19 protein-coding genes and 1 pseudogene are annotated in these 20,056 nt (G+C 48.4%); 12 read left to right on the plus strand and 8 right to left on the minus strand.

The genetic code is table 11. The features are described from left to right. Nucleotides 1-190: 190 nt before the first annotated feature. Nucleotides 191-1,726, plus strand: coding sequence for a SpoVR family protein (locus tag EX31_RS10500; RefSeq protein WP_037034657.1), 1,536 nt, complete (start codon nt 191-193; stop codon nt 1,724-1,726). Between the two features lie 121 nt (nt 1,727-1,847). Here EX31_RS10500 and fadR read toward each other — a convergent pair whose 3' ends face one another. Next, nucleotides 1,848-2,570, minus strand: a complete 723-nt coding sequence (gene fadR, locus EX31_RS10505; protein ID WP_037034660.1) for a fatty acid metabolism transcriptional regulator FadR — start codon at nt 2,568-2,570, stop codon at nt 1,848-1,850. Nucleotides 2,571-2,814: 244 nt separating this feature from the next. On the opposite strand from fadR, the gene nhaB reads away from it, so the two are divergent. From nhaB to EX31_RS10545, 8 genes are all read left to right on the plus strand, one after another. Further along, the gene (gene nhaB / locus EX31_RS10510; protein WP_013575334.1) at nt 2,815-4,392 is read left to right on the plus strand and encodes a sodium/proton antiporter NhaB; all 1,578 of its coding nucleotides are present in this window, start codon (nt 2,815-2,817) and stop codon (nt 4,390-4,392) included. A gap of 181 nt (nt 4,393-4,573) precedes the next feature. After that, on the plus strand, nt 4,574-5,104 hold the full coding sequence (gene dsbB / locus EX31_RS10515) for a disulfide bond formation protein DsbB (RefSeq protein WP_013575333.1): 531 nt from the start codon (nt 4,574-4,576) through the stop codon (nt 5,102-5,104). A gap of 65 nt (nt 5,105-5,169) precedes the next feature. Then, nucleotides 5,170-5,367 carry a hypothetical protein gene (locus tag EX31_RS10520; protein WP_013575332.1) on the plus strand — a complete coding sequence of 66 codons (198 nt, stop codon included), beginning with the start codon at nt 5,170-5,172 and terminating at the stop codon, nt 5,365-5,367. Nucleotides 5,368-5,603: 236 nt separating this feature from the next. Then, nucleotides 5,604-6,713 (plus strand): AI-2E family transporter, encoded by a 1,110-nt coding sequence (locus EX31_RS10525; RefSeq protein ID WP_037034663.1) that lies wholly within the window; start codon nt 5,604-5,606, stop codon nt 6,711-6,713. Nucleotides 6,714-6,827: 114 nt separating this feature from the next. After that, the gene (gene iraP / locus EX31_RS10530; RefSeq protein WP_013575330.1) at nt 6,828-7,169 is read left to right on the plus strand and encodes an anti-adapter protein IraP; all 342 of its coding nucleotides are present in this window, start codon (nt 6,828-6,830) and stop codon (nt 7,167-7,169) included. A 744-nt stretch (nt 7,170-7,913) separates the two neighbouring features. Beyond that, nucleotides 7,914-8,273 (plus strand): GtrA family protein, encoded by a 360-nt coding sequence (locus EX31_RS10535; protein ID WP_037034665.1) that lies wholly within the window; start codon nt 7,914-7,916, stop codon nt 8,271-8,273. Then, on the plus strand, nt 8,273-9,190 hold the full coding sequence (locus EX31_RS10540) for a glycosyltransferase family 2 protein (protein WP_037034667.1): 918 nt from the start codon (nt 8,273-8,275) through the stop codon (nt 9,188-9,190). Before EX31_RS10535 ends, EX31_RS10540 begins: the two co-directional genes overlap by 1 nt. A 1-nt stretch (nt 9,191) precedes the next feature. Further along, nucleotides 9,192-10,445 carry a hypothetical protein gene (locus tag EX31_RS10545; RefSeq protein WP_037034668.1) on the plus strand — a complete coding sequence of 418 codons (1,254 nt, stop codon included), beginning with the start codon at nt 9,192-9,194 and terminating at the stop codon, nt 10,443-10,445. Nucleotides 10,446-10,718: 273 nt separating this feature from the next. On the opposite strand, the pseudogene EX31_RS25995 reads toward EX31_RS10545, so the two are convergent. From EX31_RS25995 to EX31_RS10575, 5 genes and pseudogenes are all read right to left on the minus strand, one after another. Continuing rightward, nucleotides 10,719-11,818, minus strand: a pseudogene (locus tag EX31_RS25995) (IS3 family transposase). Nucleotides 11,819-11,979: 161 nt separating this feature from the next. Then, a complete protein-coding gene (locus EX31_RS10560) occupies nt 11,980-12,429 on the minus strand; it encodes a YcgN family cysteine cluster protein (protein WP_037034672.1) in 450 nt (149 codons plus the stop codon). A 107-nt stretch (nt 12,430-12,536) separates the two neighbouring features. Further along, nucleotides 12,537-13,193, minus strand: a complete 657-nt coding sequence (locus tag EX31_RS10565; protein WP_013575328.1) for a fumarylacetoacetate hydrolase family protein — start codon at nt 13,191-13,193, stop codon at nt 12,537-12,539. A 26-nt stretch (nt 13,194-13,219) separates the two neighbouring features. Then, the gene (locus tag EX31_RS10570) at nt 13,220-14,395 is read right to left on the minus strand and encodes a lytic murein transglycosylase (protein WP_037034674.1); all 1,176 of its coding nucleotides are present in this window, start codon (nt 14,393-14,395) and stop codon (nt 13,220-13,222) included. Between the two features lie 122 nt (nt 14,396-14,517). Next, nucleotides 14,518-14,790 (minus strand): YcgL domain-containing protein, encoded by a 273-nt coding sequence (locus EX31_RS10575; RefSeq protein ID WP_013575326.1) that lies wholly within the window; start codon nt 14,788-14,790, stop codon nt 14,518-14,520. A gap of 136 nt (nt 14,791-14,926) precedes the next feature. Between EX31_RS10575 and minC the strand changes: the two genes are divergently transcribed. The 3 genes from minC to minE are packed head-to-tail and all read left to right on the plus strand — an operon-like array spanning nt 14,927 to nt 16,726. Next, entirely contained in the window at nt 14,927-15,616 is a 690-nt protein-coding gene (gene minC / locus EX31_RS10580; RefSeq protein WP_013575325.1) for a septum site-determining protein MinC, read from the plus strand. A 24-nt stretch (nt 15,617-15,640) separates the two neighbouring features. Next, entirely contained in the window at nt 15,641-16,453 is an 813-nt protein-coding gene (minD, locus tag EX31_RS10585; RefSeq protein ID WP_013575324.1) for a septum site-determining protein MinD, read from the plus strand. Between the two features lie 3 nt (nt 16,454-16,456). Then, nucleotides 16,457-16,726: a cell division topological specificity factor MinE gene (gene minE, locus EX31_RS10590; RefSeq protein WP_013575323.1), complete on the plus strand. Its 270-nt coding sequence runs from the start codon at nt 16,457-16,459 to the stop codon at nt 16,724-16,726. Between the two features lie 347 nt (nt 16,727-17,073). Here the strand turns inward: minE and rnd are convergent, their stop codons facing one another. Together rnd and fadD are read right to left on the minus strand one after the other, a co-directional pair. Then, nucleotides 17,074-18,195, minus strand: coding sequence for a ribonuclease D (gene rnd / locus EX31_RS10595; protein ID WP_037034676.1), 1,122 nt, complete (start codon nt 18,193-18,195; stop codon nt 17,074-17,076). A 97-nt stretch (nt 18,196-18,292) separates the two neighbouring features. Further along, nucleotides 18,293-19,990 (minus strand): long-chain-fatty-acid--CoA ligase FadD, encoded by a 1,698-nt coding sequence (gene fadD / locus EX31_RS10600; RefSeq protein ID WP_037034678.1) that lies wholly within the window; start codon nt 19,988-19,990, stop codon nt 18,293-18,295. Nucleotides 19,991-20,056: the final 66 nt, after the last annotated feature.

The following is a 20,056-nucleotide window of genomic DNA, read 5'->3' on the forward strand; positions in this document are numbered from 1 at the left end:
GGCTCTTTATTGCCCGCCGATTGACAGTCTTCTGCCTTAAGGATATAGATTTGTTGAGGAATGGATTCATGGTGTTTATCTAACGACACACTCAGATTGAGCTACGATTATCAATGGACGTGCGAAATCTTAAGAAAAGGTTGTGAATCAAACACTCTGTAGCGTCCATAACTGAATGAGGGTGCGGCTTATGACGACAGTGACCCAAAAGCAAAAAACTGAGGACAAACGTCTTAGCGATGGACCGGACTGGACGTTTGAGTTATTGCAAACCTATCTCGAAGAGATTGACCGGGTGGCGAAGTCCTACCGGCTTGAAACTTATCCGCATCAAATCGAGATCATCACTTCCGAACAAATGATGGATGCCTATTCCAGCATTGGCATGCCGATCAATTACACTCACTGGTCGTTCGGCAAGAAATTCATCGAAACCGAACAGCTGTATAAGCACGGACAACAAGGTCTGGCGTACGAAATCGTCATTAACTCCAACCCGTGTATCGCTTATCTGATGGAAGAAAATACGATCACCATGCAGGCGCTGGTGATGGCCCATGCCTGCTACGGGCATAACTCTTTCTTCAAAAATAACTATCTGTTCAGAAGCTGGACCGATGCCAGTTCCATCGTCGATTACCTGCTGTTCGCCAAGCGTTATATCAGTGAATGCGAGGAACGCTATGGTGTCGATGAAGTTGAACGGTTGCTGGATTCCTGTCACGCGCTGATGAATTACGGCGTTGACCGCTATAAACGTCCGCAAAAAATCTCCCTGCAGGAAGAACTGGCGCGGCAAAAAAGCCGTGAGGAATACCTGCAAAGTCAGGTGAATTCTCTGTGGAAAACGCTGCCACGCAAAGACAGTGTAGACGCACCGGAACAGGCGCGACGTTTCCCGCCGGAACCGCAGGAAAACCTGTTGTATTTTATGGAAAAAAATGCGCCTTTGCTGGAATCCTGGCAAAGAGAAGTTTTGCGCATTGTGCGTAAAATCAGCCAGTATTTTTATCCGCAGAAACAAACTCAGGTCATGAACGAAGGCTGGGCGACATTCTGGCATTACACCATCCTGAATCATCTGTATGACGAAGGAAAAGTCTCCGACCGTTTCATCCTGGAGTTCCTGCACAGTCACACGAATGTGGTGTATCAGCCGCCTTATAACAGCCCGTATTACAGTGGTATCAACCCGTATGCTCTGGGTTTCGCGATGATGCAGGATATCAAGCGTATCTGTCAGGAGCCGACGGAGGAAGACCGTTACTGGTTCCCGGATATCGCCGGTTCAGACTGGCTCGACACGCTGCATTTTGCGATGCGTGACTTTAAAGACGAGAGCTTCATCAGCCAGTTCCTGTCACCGAAAGTGATGCGTGATTTCCGTCTGTTTACGGTGCTCGATGACGATCACAATAATTATCTGGAAATCGCCGCGATCCACAATGAGGAAGGCTACCGTGCAATTCGTCAGGAGTTGTCGGCGCAGTATAATCTGAGTAATCACGAACCGAATATTCAGGTCTGGAATGTGGATTTGCGCGGAGACCGCTCGCTGACATTACGCTACATTCCGCAAGACCGGGCACCGCTTGATAAAAGCCGCCGTGAAGTGATGAAACACGTCCACCGCCTGTGGGGCTTCGATGTCTTTATCGAGCAACTCAATGAAGACGGCAGCGTCGAGTTACTCGAACGTTGCCCGCCACGTCCGACACCGCTGTAAAATTTCCATTTTCAGGCATTAAAAAAGGGCGCTAAGCGCCCTTTTGTTATTACTGGCTCCCTCAATCCTTCAAATTATATCGAGGCAGCCAACGATGAGACTGTTTGAAGGATAAAGGGAATTAACGATGTTTTTGTTCGGCCAGGTCACCCGGCATAGCACCCTGCATGCTGTGCCAGATTTCACCGCTCTGACGGCCATAATTTCGCACACAATCCACAATCTGCTCGTAGCTTTTCTCGTGGCAGATATCAGACAACTTTTTATAGAAACTGATAGCCAGTTTGCGCGCTTCAGGATTGGAGAAATAATAGCGTCCGACGCGGGTATAAAGACCACGCAGTCCGTTGATGATCAAACCATAAATCGGGTTGCCAGAGGCGAATGCCAGACCACGGAAAATGCCGTAATCGAGCGCCGTAAAGGCTTCGGCATGATCTTCAACCTGAGTCGCTTTCGCGAGAACCTGTTGGGTTTCTTCCGGGTTGGTACGCATCGCCTTGCGGATAAAGATCGTCGCGATGTTGGTACGCACAGACAGCAAATTATCAATCAGCTGCGGTACGCTGTCATGATCCAGACGCGCCAGCGTTTCAAGAATATTCAGGCCGGATGTTTCCCAGAAATTATTCACTTTCGTCGGTTTACCGTGCTGAATGGTTAACCATCCATCGCGGGCAAGCCGCTGTAACACTTCACGCAATGTGGTTCGGGTTACACCAATGAGTTCTGAAAGCTCTCTTTCAGCAGGCAAAATTGAACCCGGAGGGAAGCGGCTATTCCAGATACTTTCGATGATATACTCTTCGGCAAAACCGGCAGGACTTTGTGCCTTAATAACCATGTGTTTGTCGTTCCGTGTGGGGCTTTTATTAGGGATATAGTTCATCTCATCATACCAGATGAAAATGCCCTGTTATAGCGTCCCGGCGGAAGTAATGTTGAAACTGTGGGTGGGCTGACAGAATTTCACATTTTTCATGGATTTATTGCATCGCCCTTTATTATTGAAAAATCCAGTCAGACGATTAAACTTACCTATCTTTTTGAAACATTAATAAAATATATATAAAGGACCTTTGGGCAATATGGAAACAACCTACAGCCGCGCATTCATAAAGAATTTTCTTGGCCAGTCGCCAAACTGGTACAAAATAGCAATTCTGGTTTTTCTGATTGTTAACCCGCTGATTTTCTTCCTCATCAGTCCCTTTATCGCGGGCTGGTTGCTGGTGATTGAGTTCATTTTCACATTAGGTATGGCGCTTAAATGCTACCCGCTTCAGCCGGGTGGATTGCTCGCCATCGAAGCCGTCATGATCGGCATGACCAGCGCAGGACGGATCCGCGAAGAAGTGTCTGCTAATCTGGAAGTCATCTTGTTGCTGATTTTCATGGTCGCTGGCATCTATTTCATGAAGCAGTTGCTGTTAACCGTGTTCACCAAATTGTTGTTGAATCTGCGCAATAAAATTGCCCTTTCACTGGCGTTTTGTTTTGCTGCCGCCTTTCTTTCCGCATTCCTGGACGCACTGACCGTTATTGCCGTGGTGATAAGCGTTTCAGTGGGCTTTTATTCCATTTATCACAACGTTGCTTCAAATCAGAATGAAAATACTGAGGTCAATGACGACAGCTCTTTTACCGGCAATCAGCAGCATCAGGCTGTGCTTGAACAATTCCGCGCATTTTTACGCAGCCTGATGATGCACGCCGGTGTCGGTACCGCGCTGGGTGGCGTGATGACGATGGTCGGCGAACCGCAAAACCTGATCATCGCGAAAAGCGCAGGCTGGCAATTCATCGATTTTCTGATCCGCATGTCGCCGGTCAGCGTGCCGGTCTTTTTCTGCGGATTTATTGTATGTGCGCTGGTAGAACGCTTCCGCTGGTTTGGTTATGGTGCGCAACTGCCACATCCGGTGTATGAAGTGCTTAAAAAGTTTGATCAAAAGAACAGCGAGAACAACACGAAGCAGGAGCGTATAAAACTGGCTGTGCAGGCGGTGATTGGTGTGTGGCTGATTGTTGCGCTGGCATTCCATCTCGCTGAGGTTGGCCTGATCGGCCTGACGGTGATTATCTTTGCAACCGCGTTATGTGGTGTGACGGATGAACATGCCATCGGCAAGGCATTCCAGGATTCACTGCCGTTCACTGCCCTGCTGACGGTATTTTTTGCCATTGTTGCCGTGATCGTCGAACAGCATCTGTTCAGCCCGATCATTCATTTTGTACTTCAGGCTGCACCGTCCAACCAGCTTTCACTCTTTTACCTGTTCAACGGTTTGCTCTCATCGGTTTCAGATAACGTTTTCGTCGGTACGGTCTACATCAATGAAGCCAAATCGGCGCTGGAAAATGGCATTATCGATCTGAAACAATTTGAGATGCTGGCCGTGGCCATTAATACCGGCACCAACCTGCCTTCAGTGGCGACACCCAATGGTCAGGCAGCCTTCCTGTTCCTGCTGACTTCTGCCCTTGCACCGCTGATCCGGCTTTCTTACGGAAGGATGGTCTGGATGGCATTGCCGTACACTGTGGTCATGACACTCGTCGGCCTGTTGTGTGTTCAGTATCTGTTGCCCGATATGACCCAGTGGTACAGCGACATGGGATGGCTGAGTTTGCCCCCGGTAACAGAGATCATGCCGGTGCATTGATGAAGGAAAGATTGAGTCAGTAATCTCCTGTAAGCACCTTCACTCAGGAAATTACAGAATTTAAAGTCGAATTGTCCGATTTATATTAATTATTTACCGAATATTGATTCGGACAGGCTGGCAGCAGCAAGCAATTGGTTTACACTGCGTGTCAGTAGCTAACTGCAGGGAAAAATTTTCTATGTTGCAATATCTTAACCGCTGTTCACAAGGTCGCGGTGCATGGCTTCTGATGGCTCTGACTGCACTGGCACTTGAGCTGGTTGCATTGTATTTCCAACACGTGATGTTACTTAAGCCCTGTGTCATGTGTATTTATGAACGTTGTGCTCTGATGGGTATTCTGCTGGCTGGCCTCGTCGGTGCTATCGCACCTTCCACATGGTTACGCTATGCCGGGATCCTCATCTGGCTCTACAGTGCTTACGAAGGTATCCGCCTGTCATGGGAACACACCATGATTCAGTTGCACCCTTCTCCGTTCGCCACCTGTGATTTTGCCGCGCGTTTCCCAAGCTGGTTGCCACTGGACAAATGGTTCCCGTGGATGTTTATCGCCAGCGGTGATTGTGCAGAAAAACAGTGGGAATTCCTGTCACTGGGCATGCCACAGTGGCTGGTCGTGATTTTCAGCGTGTTTATGGTGATTGCTGTTCTGGTGCTGCTGGCTCAGTTCGTTAAACCAAAACGTCGCGATTTATTTGGTCGTTAATTCAGTCCTTGCTGACACGGAAAAGCGCCTCTGATGGCGCTTTTTTTATGTCTGTGGAGGAGAAGATGTTTTCCAAAACAGACGTGATGTATTATCTGCAGCGCCCGGTCAACACGGGCTTTCTGCCTCTGTGCTTTTTATTACCATTATTGGAACGTGCAATGAAAAATCTTCCCGTCTGGGCCATTTGGATCATTTGTGTGGGAGCCTGCGTCGCCTTCTGGGTCGTCGCTGGTTTCGTGTTATACGGTCTGTTTAAATAAAATTTAAACATCAGGGATAGAAATCGACAGTGACGTTTAACGGAAATGGAATGACAGGTATTAACGCGGGTGCAATGGCGGAGTTCCATTAATCCCGGCGTTGCTTTTGATCAGAGGTAAGATTTCCCCCTTCCCCCTTCTGCACACAACACACTGCACAAAAAAAGACCTACGTTTGTAAATTCGTCAATGCATTCTATGCTACGAGGGCTAAAAGATTTATCAGAGGAACAAAAATGTTCATTAAAGGTTTTTCAAAAGGCTTTTTCATCGCAATTCTTTTTATCGTAACTTTGGCTTTTTTCGATGTATTAAGGCCTTACTACTCTTCCGTACTATGGGCCATTATTCTCGCCGTCATCTTCAATCCGTTAAAAAATCGGCTGAAACAGGTTGTCGGTGATCGCAACGGTGTGGTCTCTCTGCTGACCGTTTTGATTATTTGTCTGATTGTCTTCACCCCTCTGGCGATTATAACCTCGTCGCTGGCACTTGAATTCAATGCGGTTTATACCAAACTGCAGGGAAATCAGACACAGCTGCCCGTGATCCTGGCGGATTTCATCCATCATTTACCACGATGGGCACGGCACTTCCTGTCAGACCATGATCTCGACAGCACCGCTGAGATTCAGAAAAAACTTTCTGATGTGGCACTGCAAGGTAGTCAGTATCTGGCCGGCAGCGTTTTCGTAATAGGTAAGAGCACATTCGGCTTTGTCGTGGGTTTCGGCATCATGCTGTATGTCCTGTTCTTCCTGATCAAGGATGGCGCTTATCTGGTCAATCTGACACTCGCCACCCTGCCGTTGTCACGGTATGTAAAGCACCATCTGTTTATGAAGTTTGCAGCCGTTTCTCGCGCGACAGTAAAAGGCACCGTTGTGGTGGCGGTTGTACAGGGCGCACTGGGCGGTATTGCGTTTTACATCGCCGGTCTGGATGGAAGCCTGCTTTGGGGTGCTCTGATGGCGTTCCTGTCGATCATTCCGGCAGTGGGTTCAGCCATTATCTGGGTGCCTGCGGCGATTTATTTCTTCGCCTCCGGGATGCTGTGGCAGGGGATCTTTATTGTGGCCTTCTTCGTGGTGGTCATCGGCATCGTGGATAACGTGTTACGTCCGCTGCTGGTCGGCAAAGACACCAAAATGCCGGATTATCTTATCCTGGTCACCACACTTGGCGGTATGGAAGTGTATGGCATCAATGGCTTCGTGATTGGCCCGCTGATTGCCGCGTTATTCATCGCCTGCTGGAACATTCTTTCCGGCCGGGATCATCAGAACAATACCGATGAGATTAATGAAGACTTTATCGAAGAAGGAAAAAACCATCCAGATGCCTGAGGCTCTCAGCAACTGCGACAATCCACCGAGTTTTACCAAATATGATTATGAAGTTTTCATAACCTGGCGTAGAAATAAGAAGCAATAGATACTCTTTGTCTGAAGGGGCAATGAATGAAAAATATCATCTTAAGTATGGTCGCAAAAATCTCCCACATGGAAGCGGATTCCAAGCAACTTACCGCACAGGTTGAGGCTCAGTCCCTTTTGCTGAGTGCTATATTTTTAACTGTCGGCAAAAATGGCGGCCCCCAGGAAATTATCGAAAGCGTGAACAAAGCCATCAACTCAGTGCTGGACTCTGCTGATGAGATGCTTAAATCAGACGCTAAGATTTTGTTCGAGCAATTCCAGGCACTCATTGAACTGACCCGACTGATTGATAAAGAAGATCCTGAGCTGGATGCCGAGGCTCTCAGCGCCATGAACGGTGTCAGACCCGACTCTGAGATTTAGTGTAAAAATTCGTAATAAAAAGCCCCGGCAATCATTGCCGGGGCTTTTTGTTTTCTGATTGCGGGCAAAATCGGTTATCTGGCCCAGCTTGGCTTATTCATGGCATGCAGGTGTCGGGAAGCAAAGTGATGTGAAGTAAGATTTAATCACGGTTTAAACAGAGTATTACCGCAAACTGAAGCGCTGCTTGGCACGCAGTAACATCGCTTTGCGGTAATTTTTTGCCCCGAATATGCCCTGATGCTCATTTTACTCCCCCTTCAGCATGAAGTTGTCCAGACTGTCATCAAACTCCATGATTCCCTCGTGGTTGCCCCTCGTCAGTATCAAATGCTCCATTCCTCGCCAGGGCGATACCGGCTCCTCGATAACAAACCCAAACCAGTCATCGTAAACCTGACCAAGCCAATACCCCCTCCATGCTCCTTGCGACGCTGAAAGAAGACATAGCTGCCCGATGGTATCCGGTCGCGCGGCTCACCACGGTATACGATGTCAAAATTAGAATCCTTGCCCATATATCACCTTACAAAAACTGTTTATATATACAGTATAATCATGTGTTTCCTTGCTTGTGAAGGTTCTAGTAAGGATGGCGTGGTGGTTAATAAAAATTACTTTTATTTATTCAAGCAGGTGAAAATCTTTGCCAGCACGAAATACAACTAACAATTCTTTACGCTTCCTTGCGTTCTATGCAACAAATGCTAGGATCCTGCAATCTCTCATAATCTGACTATAACCATGTTAAAGATTTTTGTTAAATATGCATTTATTGGCGGACTTAACACAGCAATCCACTGGCTAACATTTGCTGCTGTATACTTTTCATTCGGTCATGACCAAATGGTAAGTAACTTCTCTGGGTTTTGTGTCGCTGTCACGTTTAGTTTTTTTGCTAACGCCAAGTGGACTTATCAGGCTGACCATACAGCTACAAAGTACTTTCTCTATGTCGGTTTTATGGGATCGATTTCGTTGGCCTGCGGTTATTTTGGCAATAAGGTTGAGCTTAATCCAGTATTAACTCTGATAGTATTTTCAGCAATAAGTCTAATTGTTGGGTTTCTGTATTCAACATTTATAATATTTAGGGAGGAATAATGAAAATATCTCTTATAGTCCCAGTATTCAACGAAGAGGATACAATCGATATTTTTTATCGAACCGTCCGCGAGCAGTTGTCGCAATATGAAGTGGAAATTGTTTTTGTCAACGATGGAAGTGTAGATAATACAAAAAAAATTATTACTGCATTGACAATATCTGATCCTCTTGTCACTTCGCTGTGCTTTACAAGAAATTTTGGTAAAGAACCAGCTTTGTTCGCTGGCCTTGAAGCATCAACGGGAGATGCAGTAATCCCAATCGATGTTGATCTTCAGGACCCCATCGACGTTATCCCCAGACTTATTGAAAAGTGGCAGGACGGAGCAGATGTTGTTCTAGCTAAACGATCTGATAGACTATCAGACAGCCATTTCAAGCGGAAAAGCGCTGAATGGTTTTACAGGCTACATAACATGATAAGTTATCCTAAAATAGAGGAAAACGTTGGCGACTTCAGATTAATGTCACGTGCTGTCGTAGAGAATATTAAGTCTCTGCCAGAGCGAAACTTATTCATGAAAGGAGTTTTATCATGGGTAGGTGGCCGAACTGAGATTGTTGAATATACAAGAGACGAGCGCGTAGCTGGCTCGACAAAATTCAACGGCTGGAAATTATGGAATCTTGCACTTGAGGGGATTACATCATTCTCCACGCTACCACTTAGAATATGGACATACGTAGGATTCTTCGTCGCAGCTCTATCGTTTGTCTATGGCGCATGGATGATCATAGATAAACTTATATGGGGAAATCCAGTCGCTGGATATCCATCTATCTTAGTTTCTATTCTTTTTCTAGGTGGTATACAGCTTATAGGAATTGGTGTACTTGGTGAATATATAGGTAGGATTTACATTGAAACAAAAAAACGCCCACGATACATACTTTCTAAGTCGGATAAAGAATAAAATGAACGGATTTAGTCGTTTAGAAAAATATATTGCGGTGGCGGGATTATTTATTTTTGTCTTTTCCGTAATCGTATCTCGTAGACCAGACATAATTTTCAACGCGCAGCCTTGGGCAGAGGATGGGAAAATATGGATGGAGAATATTTATAATAATGGTTTTTGGAACTCGCTAATTTACCCGCAAAATGGATATTATCAAACCATATCAAGAATCACTTATGGAATAGCAATACTTACTGGGATTTCAAATGCTGCATTGGTTGCCAACATTATAGCGATAAGCATTAGATGCTTTTTTGTGCTTTTTGTTTTATCTGGAAGAATGTCCTTTATAAGGATGCCTTATAGAATCGCGGCAGTTATATATTTTTTGCTGATGCCAAATCTGACTGAAGGATATGTGAACATTACAAATGTTCACTGGTACTTATCTCTATACCTTATGGCTGTTGTCCTGGCTGATGATGGTAAAGAGGTAGTCTGGAAGATACACGACTTTACACTTCTAATTATCAGTTCTCTCAGTGGGCCTTTTGTTGTATTCATTGCGCCATGTCTGCTGATTAAGCGAGTGTCTCAGCGTGGAGGTATTGTCAAGGCTATAAAGGGAATCAATGCTTTTGATATCACCATGGCCGTGTGTTGCATTATACAGGTCGCAGCTATCCTGAACTCCTCTGACACCGGTAGGTCTTCAGCCCCCCTAGGAGCAAGCTTTAGTCTCTTGGCCGATGTCATAAGTTACCGTGTGATAGGTGGTTCGCTCTTTATGAACGACCGAATTTCAGACATGGGGTCTATGCATGTACTGAACATCTTGCTTTTCATCGCACTAATCTTTCTGGTGGTTATTTTCTTCTTTAGGTGTGGGTGGCGTTTTAAATCGGCGGTTTTATTCCCGGTGTTGATGATCGGGTTTGCACTGGCAAAGCCTATGATGAGCCTTGATCAGCCGCAGTGGCCAACTTTACTGATCCCTGGGGGAGGTGAAAGATACTTTTTCATCACCAACTTTGCATTTTTTTCTCTTCTTCTTTATGTAGTGAGCCGAATTTCCCCCAAATCTTTGGCGCCACTTATGATAATTTCCATCATGGCACTTACTGTTTTATTACGTGGGTTCTCAATACCACCAATGGCCGAGGTGGGTTATCGTGAGGATATAAAATCATTCAATGCATTGCCGACAGGAGAGTCGATGCAGATTCGCATCAACCCGCCTGGATGGAGCATGCATCTACATAAAAAATAAAATAAGGGCATGATGGTAATGCCAGTCAGTTAAGCATTTTTATGAATACAAATTCATTTTTGTGCTTCAAAGGATAATGAAGGAATCAGGCTTATAGCGCTATTTTTCTTCATCGAAGGCCCAAATTCACGGGCCTCATTTCCTTAAGTGACTAGCATTAGGCCTGATGGCCCTTTTTTTATTTTCCTACCGATGTGTAATCAACTCGTACTGAAATACCTGACGTTCCGTTGATAAAGAATGATCCCTTCCCAATATCGGTGCCAGGATAAATCAGAGATCCGGGCCTGTTTGCAGGCTTCGGATAAATTCTGCCGGAGTCTGGTTATTTAACGAGGAATGTGGTCGATACTGGTTATATTCCTGCCGCCAGTGCTCGATCTTCTCCTGAGCATCTTCCAGTGACAGGAACCAGTGCACGTTCAGAAATTCATCACGCAGGTTGCCGTTAAATGACTCAACCAGGGCGTTATCTGTGGGCTTCCCGGGGCGTGAGAAGTCCATCGTTACCCGGTTTTCATACGCCCAGCGATCCAGCGCTTTCGAGATAAATTTGCTGCCGTTGTCCGTCTGTAGCCGCTGTGGTACACGCTGCTATGTCTGCCTGATCCGTTCCATCGCGGCGACCACATGGTCACCGCGAAGTCCCTGGCCTACCTCGATCGCCACGCATTCACGACTAAAATTATCGACTACAGTCAGGGCACGGATCCGGCGTACGTTGAACAGATTATCAGCAACGAAATCCATGCTCCAGCACTGATCCACAGCGGTCACGGCCGGGCGGATACGCCTGTGCCTGGCCGTCACGTGCCGCCGCGGGCGTTTTGACCGCAGGTTCAGCCCTTCCAGACAGTAAATCCGATGGGTTTTCTTGTGGTTAACCAGCCAGCCCTCGCGCCGCAGCAGGATATGGATCCGCTGCACACCATAACGAATGCGGGTTTCTGCAATCTCCCGTATCAGCTGCGTGAGGGCCCGGTCATCGCGGTAGCTGCGTTAGTGGTAGACCGTTCGGCTCTGCATCAGCAGCCGGCATTCCCTGCGAACCCCGATGCGGTTCGCCGCCCGCAGGTATTCGGCCGCCTCGCGTTTCTGCACCGGCCTCAGAACTTTTTTTAGATGACGTCCTGCAGCATTTCCTTGTCCAGACTGAGATCGGCGACCAGCCGTTTCAGGCGGTGATTCTCTTCCTCCAGCTGTCGCAGACGACGCGGTTCTGTCACGCCCATACCGCCAAACTTCTTCTTCCCATTGTAAAAAGTAGCCTCAGAAATCCCCATCTTTCTGCACACTTCCTCCACCCGAGTGCCGGTTTCGGCCTGTTTAAGGGCAAAGGCTATCTGTTCTTCGGTATAACGGGTCTTTTTCATGGTTGATATGCCTCTCAGTGAAATGAAAGAAAGACCGGATACTTCAGTTTAGACTGGCACTGCTTTCAGGGAGGAGATCACTGTACAGCGTTTACGGGTGATGCCCCGTATATACCCCGCGCTATATCACAGTGATGAAGTTCTTCAATCACTTCAGGTAGTTACTTCGCCCAGCTTGGCTTATTCAGAATGTGATCCTGCCAGTCTTCAACGTCGTCTTCGCGCACGGCGATGTAACGTACGGAGATCTGCGCTGTATGCATGGCCGATTTCGATGCTTTGTTCAGCAACGGATGCCAGGGAAGCAGCGGGCGTCCTTCGCCGATCAGGCGATAGGCGCAGGTTGGCGGCAGCCAGTCGAAGGTTGTCAGGTTTTCGCGGGTCAGTTTAATGCAATCTTCTTCCAGCGTGAAACGACGTTCATAGTTACGACACTGGCAAGACTTGATGTTGAGCTGGTTACAGGCGACGTTGGTGAAATAGATTTCATCGGTGTCTTCGTCGATCAGCTTATGCAGGCAGCATTGTCCGCAGCCGTCGCACAATGCTTCCCATTCTTCGTCGGTCATTTCAGGCAGCGTTTTGTGCTGCCAAAAAGCGGGTTCAGTCATAATGTGCATCCGGTATAAAGAAAATGAGGGTGCTTATATAGACGCTTTAGCCTGCAGATGCAAGTAAAGCCGCCGGAAATGGGTTCCGGCGGAGAGGAAAAACGCCGTCAGATCACGCGGGAACTTACCTGTTTACCATTAAGTGTAGCCACAATTTCATCACCCGCTTTTAGCGGGCCGACGCCGTGTGGTGTACCGGTCAGAATGATATCGCCCGCGCGCAGCGTGAAGAAGCGGCTCATATAGGCAATCAGCGGCAGAAGCGGCGTCAGCATATCGCGGGTATTCCCGCTCTGACGCACTTCTCCATTGATCTCTAACCGCAGTTCAGCCTGTTGTGCATCACCAAATTCACTTACCGGAATAAATCCGCTCATCGGGCAGGAACCGTCAAACCCTTTGGCTTTTTCCCAGGGTTGTCCGGCTTGTTTGAACGTCGACTGCAAATCCCGCAGCGTCAGGTCAAGTGCCAGCCCGTAACCAGCGATAGCATTGGCGACGCGATCTTCCGTCGCCTGCTTCAGTGGTGTGCCGATAAGTACCGCCAGTTCGACTTCATGATGTACCGCACCGAGATCCTTCGGGATGACGATGGGTTGGCGGAAATCGCACAAAGCGGTTTCCGGCTTGATAAATAACACCGGTTCCGCCGCTTTCTGCCCGCCCATCTCTTTAATATGATCGGCGTAGTTACTGCCGACACACACGACTTTGTTGACCGGAAAATCCAGTAACGCGCCGTGCCAGTCTCTGTGTTGGTACATACAGCTACTCCTTGAAGTTAGGAATTTCAGCCGCTGAACGGATTATGCGGTGCTGGCGCTAACGGTGCAGAAGGCGCCGGAGTTGTCGCCGGTGCTAAATCGCCGGAAACCACCGGTGACTGCGAGCCCATAATACCATCCGCCATCATGCCGATACTCAGCGCGAAATAGGTTGAACGGTTCCAGTGCATGATCGTACGGAAGTTATCGTAAACCAGGAACGCGCGCCCCTGCGTGTCATCCGGTGTGATAATCCATGAACGGGTCGCTGTCGACATTAGCGGGCTGCCGTCAACTTGCGTCACGCCGCGCTGCTGCCAGTAGCTGGCCGGATGCATCTGGTTATTTTTCAGCCCCGACAGAGCGCCATCAAAGTTAGCCGGTAATTTCACTTCCAGGCCCCAGCCCTGATCGCCTTTCCAGCCTTCTTTCGCCAAATAATTGGCCGTGGAAGCAAAAACATCATCGGTGTTTGCCCAGATGTCTATCTTGCCGTCGCCGTTACCGTCAGCGCCGTAAGTCAGATAAGAACTTGGCATAAACTGCGACTGCCCCATCGCACCCGCCCAGGAACCTTTCATCATGTCGCTGGTGGCTTTACCGGAATCGACAATTTTAAGCGCCGACATAAATTCTTTGGTGAAGAAGGCTTCACGACGTCCTTCGAAGGCCAGTGTGGCCAGCGCAGAGAATACATCCTCTTTACCCTGAATTTTGCCGAAGCTGCTTTCCATCGCCCATAACGCCACAATGTACTGCGGCTGAACCCCATAACGTTCGCTGGCTTTTGTCAGCGCAGGCAAATTACTCTGAAGCTGTTCCTGCCCTTGTTTAATCTTCCATTCAGGCAGAACGCGTGTCAGATAATCGTCGAGGGTAATTTTCTTTTCGAGCTGATTGCGATCTGAATTGATCACGCGGTCAACAAAATGAATGTTGGCGAAGGTGCTGTCGATGGTCTGCTGGCTGATCCCTTGCGAGAGCGCCTGTGCTTTGAGTTGTTCGACATAAGCCGGGAATTCCGCGGGGTCCCGCCCCTGTTCAGCCAGAGACGTTTTGCCAGAAGGCGCTGCCGGTGCGGCAGCAGCAGGCTGTGTTGCCGCAGTGGATGGTGTAGAGGGTTGCCCTGAGGTAGCTTTCTGTGCTGCACAACCACTGAGGATGATCAGCGGTGTTAACACGGCCAGTGCCGACAATTTCATCAATTTCTTCCTTTTGACTTCTGCAAGTGATTCATCGCTATAAGCTTTGAGCACGACCAAGATGAATGCAAGTCATGCCGTCTGAAAGTTCGAGGAGTGCCGAGACAAATGTCAGGAATGCGTTATTTACTGGCGTCGTTCAGATGAATATTCAATAAACTTTCTACCGGCGGTGGAACCTGCAGATAATAACCCTGCTCTTCCAGCGACTGACGCACTTTAGCAATATCTGCTGTGGCAAGTTTTTCACGGTTTGCCAGGTTTAGCATCATTGAGAACTGAGGCACGCCAAAACCTTTGAGTAATTCTTCAGGCACACGGGAAAAATCGTCTTTTTTTTCGACATACAGATAAGTCTGGTCGCGTTTAGTACTTCTATAGATCACACAAAGCATTTTTTTAACTCTATTTTATTGAAACGGTGGCTTGCCTAGATATAACTGTAACTATAACATGCTTATCGTACATCGGAATATCGCCCCCCGAGTGGTATTCCGGGGATTTAGAGTTGCTGAGACTGAGTCAGGATAGATGTCACAATCGCCAATAGAACTAAAAGGCAGCAGTTTTACCTTATCGGTTGTTCATTTACATAGTTCACAACCTGAGGTTATTTACCAGGCATTACAGGAAAAAGTGGAGCAAGCTCCAGCCTTTTTGAAAAATGCCCCTGTTGTTATCAACGTTGCCTCACTGACCGGTGAAGCAAACTGGAAAGACATTCAACAGGCTGTCGCTTCTGCAGGCTTTCGCATTGTTGGCATCAGTGGTTGCAAAGATGAAGCGCAAAAACGCGCACTTTCCCGCACCGGTTTACCGCTGCTGAGTGAAGGCCGCGCACAGCGTATCGCTGCAGAACCACCGGTTCCTGTCGTGCCCGACAATGCCCCGGCTAAAACCCGCATTGTCAGTACTCCGGTCAGATCCGGCCAACAAATTTATGCCCGTAACAGCGACCTCATCGTGACCAACAGTGTCAGCGCAGGTGCGGAACTGATTGCCGATGGCAATATCCACATCTACGGCATGATGCGAGGCAGAGCGCTGGCTGGCGCCGCAGGCGATGCAAATTGTCAGATTTTTTGCACGCAGTTAGGCGCTGAACTAGTCTCTATCGCAGGGCAATACTGGTTGAGTGATCAAATCCCGGCCGATTATCTCGGTCAGGCAGCGCGCCTCAGCCTGTTAAATAATGTGTTAACCATACAACCTTTAAACTAAGCCCTTTTGACAAGGAATCCATTCATGGCACGCATCATAGTTGTTACATCGGGTAAAGGGGGCGTTGGCAAGACCACTTCAAGCGCGGCCATTGCTACCGGTTTAGCTCAAAAAGGCAAAAAGACTGTAGTTATCGATTTCGATATCGGTCTGCGTAATCTCGACCTGATTATGGGCTGTGAGCGCCGGGTGGTTTATGATTTCGTTAATGTGATCCAGGGTGATGCCACGCTGAATCAGGCGCTTATCAAAGATAAACGCACCGAAAACCTGTTTATTCTTCCGGCTTCGCAAACACGTGATAAAGACGCACTGACCCGCGAAGGCGTTGAGAAGATCCTGAACGATTTAGCCGAAATGGAATTTGATTTCGTGGTGTGCGATTCCCCTGCGGGCATCGAAACCGGCGCACTGATGGCGTTGTATTTCGCCGATGAAGCCGTGATCACCACCAACCCAGAAGTCTCTTCCGTTCGTGACTCCGACCGCATTCTGGGCATTTTGTCTTCAAAATCTCGCCGTGCGGAACAAGGCTTAGAGCCTATCAAAGAACATCTGCTTCTTACCCGTTACAACCCGGGCCGTGTCAGCCGTGGCGACATGCTGAGCATGGAAGATGTGCTGGAAATCCTGCGTATTCCTCTGATCGGGGTTATCCCGGAAGATCAGTCTGTACTGCGCGCGTCCAACCAGGGCGAGCCGGTCATTCTGGATCAGGAATCCGATGCAGGGAAAGCGTATGACGATACTGTCAGCCGTCTGCTTGGGGAAGAACGTGCATTCCGTTTCATTGAGGAAGAGAAGAAGAGTTTCCTGAAACGCCTTTTTGGGGGATAAACCATGGCATTGTTAGATTTCTTTCTGTCCCGCAAAAAATCGACAGCCAATATAGCCAAGGAACGGCTACAGATCATCGTAGCCGAACGGCGTCGAGGGGATAGTGAACCATCATATCTGCCTGAACTGAAACGTGACATTCTGGCGGTCATCTGTAAGTACATTAAGATTGACCCAGAAATGTTGCAGGTTCAGTTCGAGCAAAAAGGTGACGATATTTCTGTACTGGAACTTAACGTCACCCTGCCAGAATCGGAAGAAACGCCTAAATGACAGCAGTCTGTTTGCCTTGTTCGCAGGTGTTTTTTTCAGCATAGCGCCCCCTGTTTTTTCAGGGGGCTACTGCTTTTTATCTCGTTCCCTTCCGCTATTCTCTTCCCGCCCCGAAATAACCACTGTATATAACCCCATTAAACAGGTTCTTTTTCTGTCTGTTTGCGCTTATTCCTGATAATTCTTGATTAAGACTTCTCTCATTCTGGCTGGAATTTAATATCCCCAGACTGGCCTGATTGCCGCTATTTTAGGATTAAGCGTTATCGGGAAATATAAAATAAAAAGAGCGGGACAATTGCCCGCTCTTTTTAACGCATATTCACTTTCCTTCTTAAAAGAAGGAATCAATAATTGCTCAAAATTTCATTCAGTCTTTCAGCTAACAACTTCCCGCGCCAGCCACTGATTAATTCAGGTTGTGATTCTTTATCTTTTAACTTCCAGTGATGGGTCAGTAACTGATTAATCTGGCGACGTGATGCCAGCATTTCAACGCTCAGTTTACTCTCTTCACTGACAGTCTGAATAAGTGCCTTAATATCCTTAAAGACTTTGCGGTAACCCGGCTGATCAATCAGGTTCAAAATCGGTGCGGGGAGTTCAGCTTCATCCAGTGCATTCGATTCCTCCACCAGCGCCAGCAACGTACGCCCGTGATAGCGAATCTCCGGGCCACTCAGACCAAGCGCTTCCAGCTCGCCCAGCGACGTTGGCTGATAGCGCGCCACCTGCCAGAGGTTTTCCTCACGGACTACAAAATTAACGGCCAGATCACGCTGACGGGCCTGGCTCAGGCGCCACGCGGCTAACAACTTCAGGCATCCCAACTGGCGTGGACGCAACTGAAAAGCGTTACTGATTTCCAGATAAGCCAGTTCCGGTTGCAGCACTTCCTTACGGCGGCGGCACAGAGCAAGGCATTCATCCAGCGCGGCATCCATCCACCCTGCGTCTTGTGTTTCACGCATCAGTTGATCGGCCAGCGGCAGCAGATACCACACGTCAGCCGCAGCATAGACGCATTGCTTTTCGCTCAGGGGACGGGCTATCCAGTCAGTGCGCGATTCGCTTTTATCCAGCTCAACGCCGGTGGTTTCAGCCACCAGACGTGCAAAACCACAGGACAACGGGCGTCCGCTGAAAGCAGCGAGGATCTGCGTATCAATCAGCGGCGAAGGCATCACCCCAAAGGCATTCAGGAAAACTTCCAGATCTTCGCTGCCGGCATGCAGGAATTTGATGACATCAGGATCAACCAGCAAATCAATGAAGGGTTGCCAGGCGGTGATTGGCAATGGGTCGATCAGCGTCAGCCGTTCGCCATCGAATAACTGTATGAGCCCCAGTTGCGGATAATACGTGCGGGTACGGACAAATTCGGTATCCAGCGCAATTTTACTGTGCGCTTTGGCCTGAAGACAAACTTGCTCCAGCGCGTCATTGGTGGTGATCAACTCATAATTCAAAACATCATTCTCTTAATCATTAATGCGTTATAACGTGATAACGCCGGACATCGCCGGCGTTAAGAATCTGACTCTTTCTGACTGAACAGGCAATCCGCTATGCCGCATCCTGCTTCGGACTGGCTTTCGGTTTCAGCTGCTCATCACGAAGTTCCCTTCTGAGAATTTTACCGACATTTGACTTCGGCAACTCGTCGCGGAACTCGACAATCTTCGGTACTTTGTAACCGGTTAATAACCGACGACAATGTGCGAGAAGCTCTTCGCTGGTCAGTGATGGGTCTTTCTTCACCACGCAAATTTTGACGATTTCACCCGACGACTCATCCGGCACGCCAATGGCGGCAACTTCGAGTACCTTGTCATGTTGTGAAACCACCTCTTCAATTTCGTTAGGGTAAACGTTGAAACCGGAAACCAGAATCATGTCTTTTTTACGATCAACAATCCGTAAGAAGCCCTGCTCGTCCACTGTAACGATATCGCCCGTCGATAACCAGCCATCTTTTAGCACCTCATCGGTGGCGGAAGGCCGTTGCCAGTAACCCAGCATAACCTGCGGGCCTTTAACCCACAGCTCGCCAGGCTGACCAGGCCCGACATCCTTGCCGTTATCATCCACGAGACGGACTTCCGTGGACGGCACTGGCAGACCGATACTGCCACTGTAATGTTTCAAATCATACGGGTTACCCGACACCAGCGGTGAACATTCTGTCAGTCCGTAACCCTCCAGCAGATGTTTACCGGTCAGTTTTTCCCACTTCTCTGCCACTGATTTCTGCACCGACATTCCGCCGCCGACAGAAAGACGCAACGAGGAGAAGTCAAGCTCACGGAAATCTTCATTATTGAGCAACGCATTGAACAATGTATTCACGCCGCTGATAGCCGTGAAAGGATATTTCCCGAGTTCTTTGACCATCCCCGGCACGTCGCGCGGATTGGTGATGAGCAGGCTTTTACCGCCCAGTTCAAGGAACAGCAGGCAATTCACTGTCAGTGCGAAAATGTGATACAGCGGAAGTGCGGTTACCACCAGTTCATGTCCCGGCTGTAACAACGGCGCGTAGGCCGCTTTCGCCTGCTCGAGATTCGCCTGCATGTTGCGGTGGGTCAGCATCGCCCCTTTCGCCACGCCCGTCGTTCCGCCGGTATATTGCAGGAACGCCAGATCATTATTAATGATATCGGGCTTGATGTATTGCAGACGACGTCCGCGCTGTAAGGCGGTGCGGAAGGAAATCGCGTTCGGCAAGTGGTATTTAGGCACCAGCCGTTTGATATATTTCACCACAAAGTTAACCAGCGTCCCCTTCGCCGCAGAAAGCTGATCGCCCATTCGGGTCAGGATCACATGCTTAACCTGGGTTTTGTACACCACTTTTTCCAGGGTATGTGCAAAGTTTGAAACAATCACAATGGCACTGGCACCGCTGTCGTTGAGCTGATGCTCGAGTTCACGCGGCGTATACAGAGGATTGACGTTGACTACCACCATGCCGGCGCGCAATACGCCAAACAGGGCAATCGGGTATTGCAGCAGATTCGGCATCATCAGGGCAACGCGGTCGCCCTTCCTGAGCCCAAGCTCATTTTGCAAATAGGCGGCGAAAGCACGGCTGCGCTCTTCGAGCTTGCGGTAAGTCATCACCTCGCCCATGTTGATAAATGCCGCATTGTCAGCGTAACGCAACGTAGCATTTTCAAACATCTCGACCAGCGAACTGTAGCGGTCAGGGTCGATGTTCTCAGGAACATCTGCCGGATATCGTTTTAGCCAAACCTTTTCCAAGGTATCACTCCTGAAATCATGTTCTGTTGCCGTCTCTATTCGACGAGTTTTATCACGTCTTTAACA

It is taken from the genome of Rahnella sp. WP5 (assembly GCF_000745615.1).
In the GTDB taxonomy this organism is placed as follows: domain Bacteria; phylum Pseudomonadota; class Gammaproteobacteria; order Enterobacterales; family Enterobacteriaceae; genus Rahnella; species Rahnella aceris.

Coding starts and splice junctions, on each gene's coding strand:
- EX31_RS10500 (WP_037034657.1), top strand. CDS start 191: ATGACGACAGTGACCCAAAAGCAAAAAACTGAGGACAAACGTCTTAGC.
- fadR (WP_037034660.1), bottom strand. CDS start 2,570: ATGGTTATTAAGGCACAAAGTCCTGCCGGTTTTGCCGAAGAGTATATC.
- nhaB (WP_013575334.1), top strand. CDS start 2,815: ATGGAAACAACCTACAGCCGCGCATTCATAAAGAATTTTCTTGGCCAG.
- dsbB (WP_013575333.1), top strand. CDS start 4,574: ATGTTGCAATATCTTAACCGCTGTTCACAAGGTCGCGGTGCATGGCTT.
- EX31_RS10520 (WP_013575332.1), top strand. CDS start 5,170: ATGTTTTCCAAAACAGACGTGATGTATTATCTGCAGCGCCCGGTCAAC.
- EX31_RS10525 (WP_037034663.1), top strand. CDS start 5,604: ATGTTCATTAAAGGTTTTTCAAAAGGCTTTTTCATCGCAATTCTTTTT.
- iraP (WP_013575330.1), top strand. CDS start 6,828: ATGAAAAATATCATCTTAAGTATGGTCGCAAAAATCTCCCACATGGAA.
- EX31_RS10535 (WP_037034665.1), top strand. CDS start 7,914: ATGTTAAAGATTTTTGTTAAATATGCATTTATTGGCGGACTTAACACA.
- EX31_RS10540 (WP_037034667.1), top strand. CDS start 8,273: ATGAAAATATCTCTTATAGTCCCAGTATTCAACGAAGAGGATACAATC.
- EX31_RS10545 (WP_037034668.1), top strand. CDS start 9,192: ATGAACGGATTTAGTCGTTTAGAAAAATATATTGCGGTGGCGGGATTA.
- EX31_RS10560 (WP_037034672.1), bottom strand. CDS start 12,429: ATGACTGAACCCGCTTTTTGGCAGCACAAAACGCTGCCTGAAATGACC.
- EX31_RS10565 (WP_013575328.1), bottom strand. CDS start 13,193: ATGTACCAACACAGAGACTGGCACGGCGCGTTACTGGATTTTCCGGTC.
- EX31_RS10570 (WP_037034674.1), bottom strand. CDS start 14,395: ATGAAATTGTCGGCACTGGCCGTGTTAACACCGCTGATCATCCTCAGT.
- EX31_RS10575 (WP_013575326.1), bottom strand. CDS start 14,790: ATGCTTTGTGTGATCTATAGAAGTACTAAACGCGACCAGACTTATCTG.
- minC (WP_013575325.1), top strand. CDS start 14,927: ATGTCACAATCGCCAATAGAACTAAAAGGCAGCAGTTTTACCTTATCG.
- minD (WP_013575324.1), top strand. CDS start 15,641: ATGGCACGCATCATAGTTGTTACATCGGGTAAAGGGGGCGTTGGCAAG.
- minE (WP_013575323.1), top strand. CDS start 16,457: ATGGCATTGTTAGATTTCTTTCTGTCCCGCAAAAAATCGACAGCCAAT.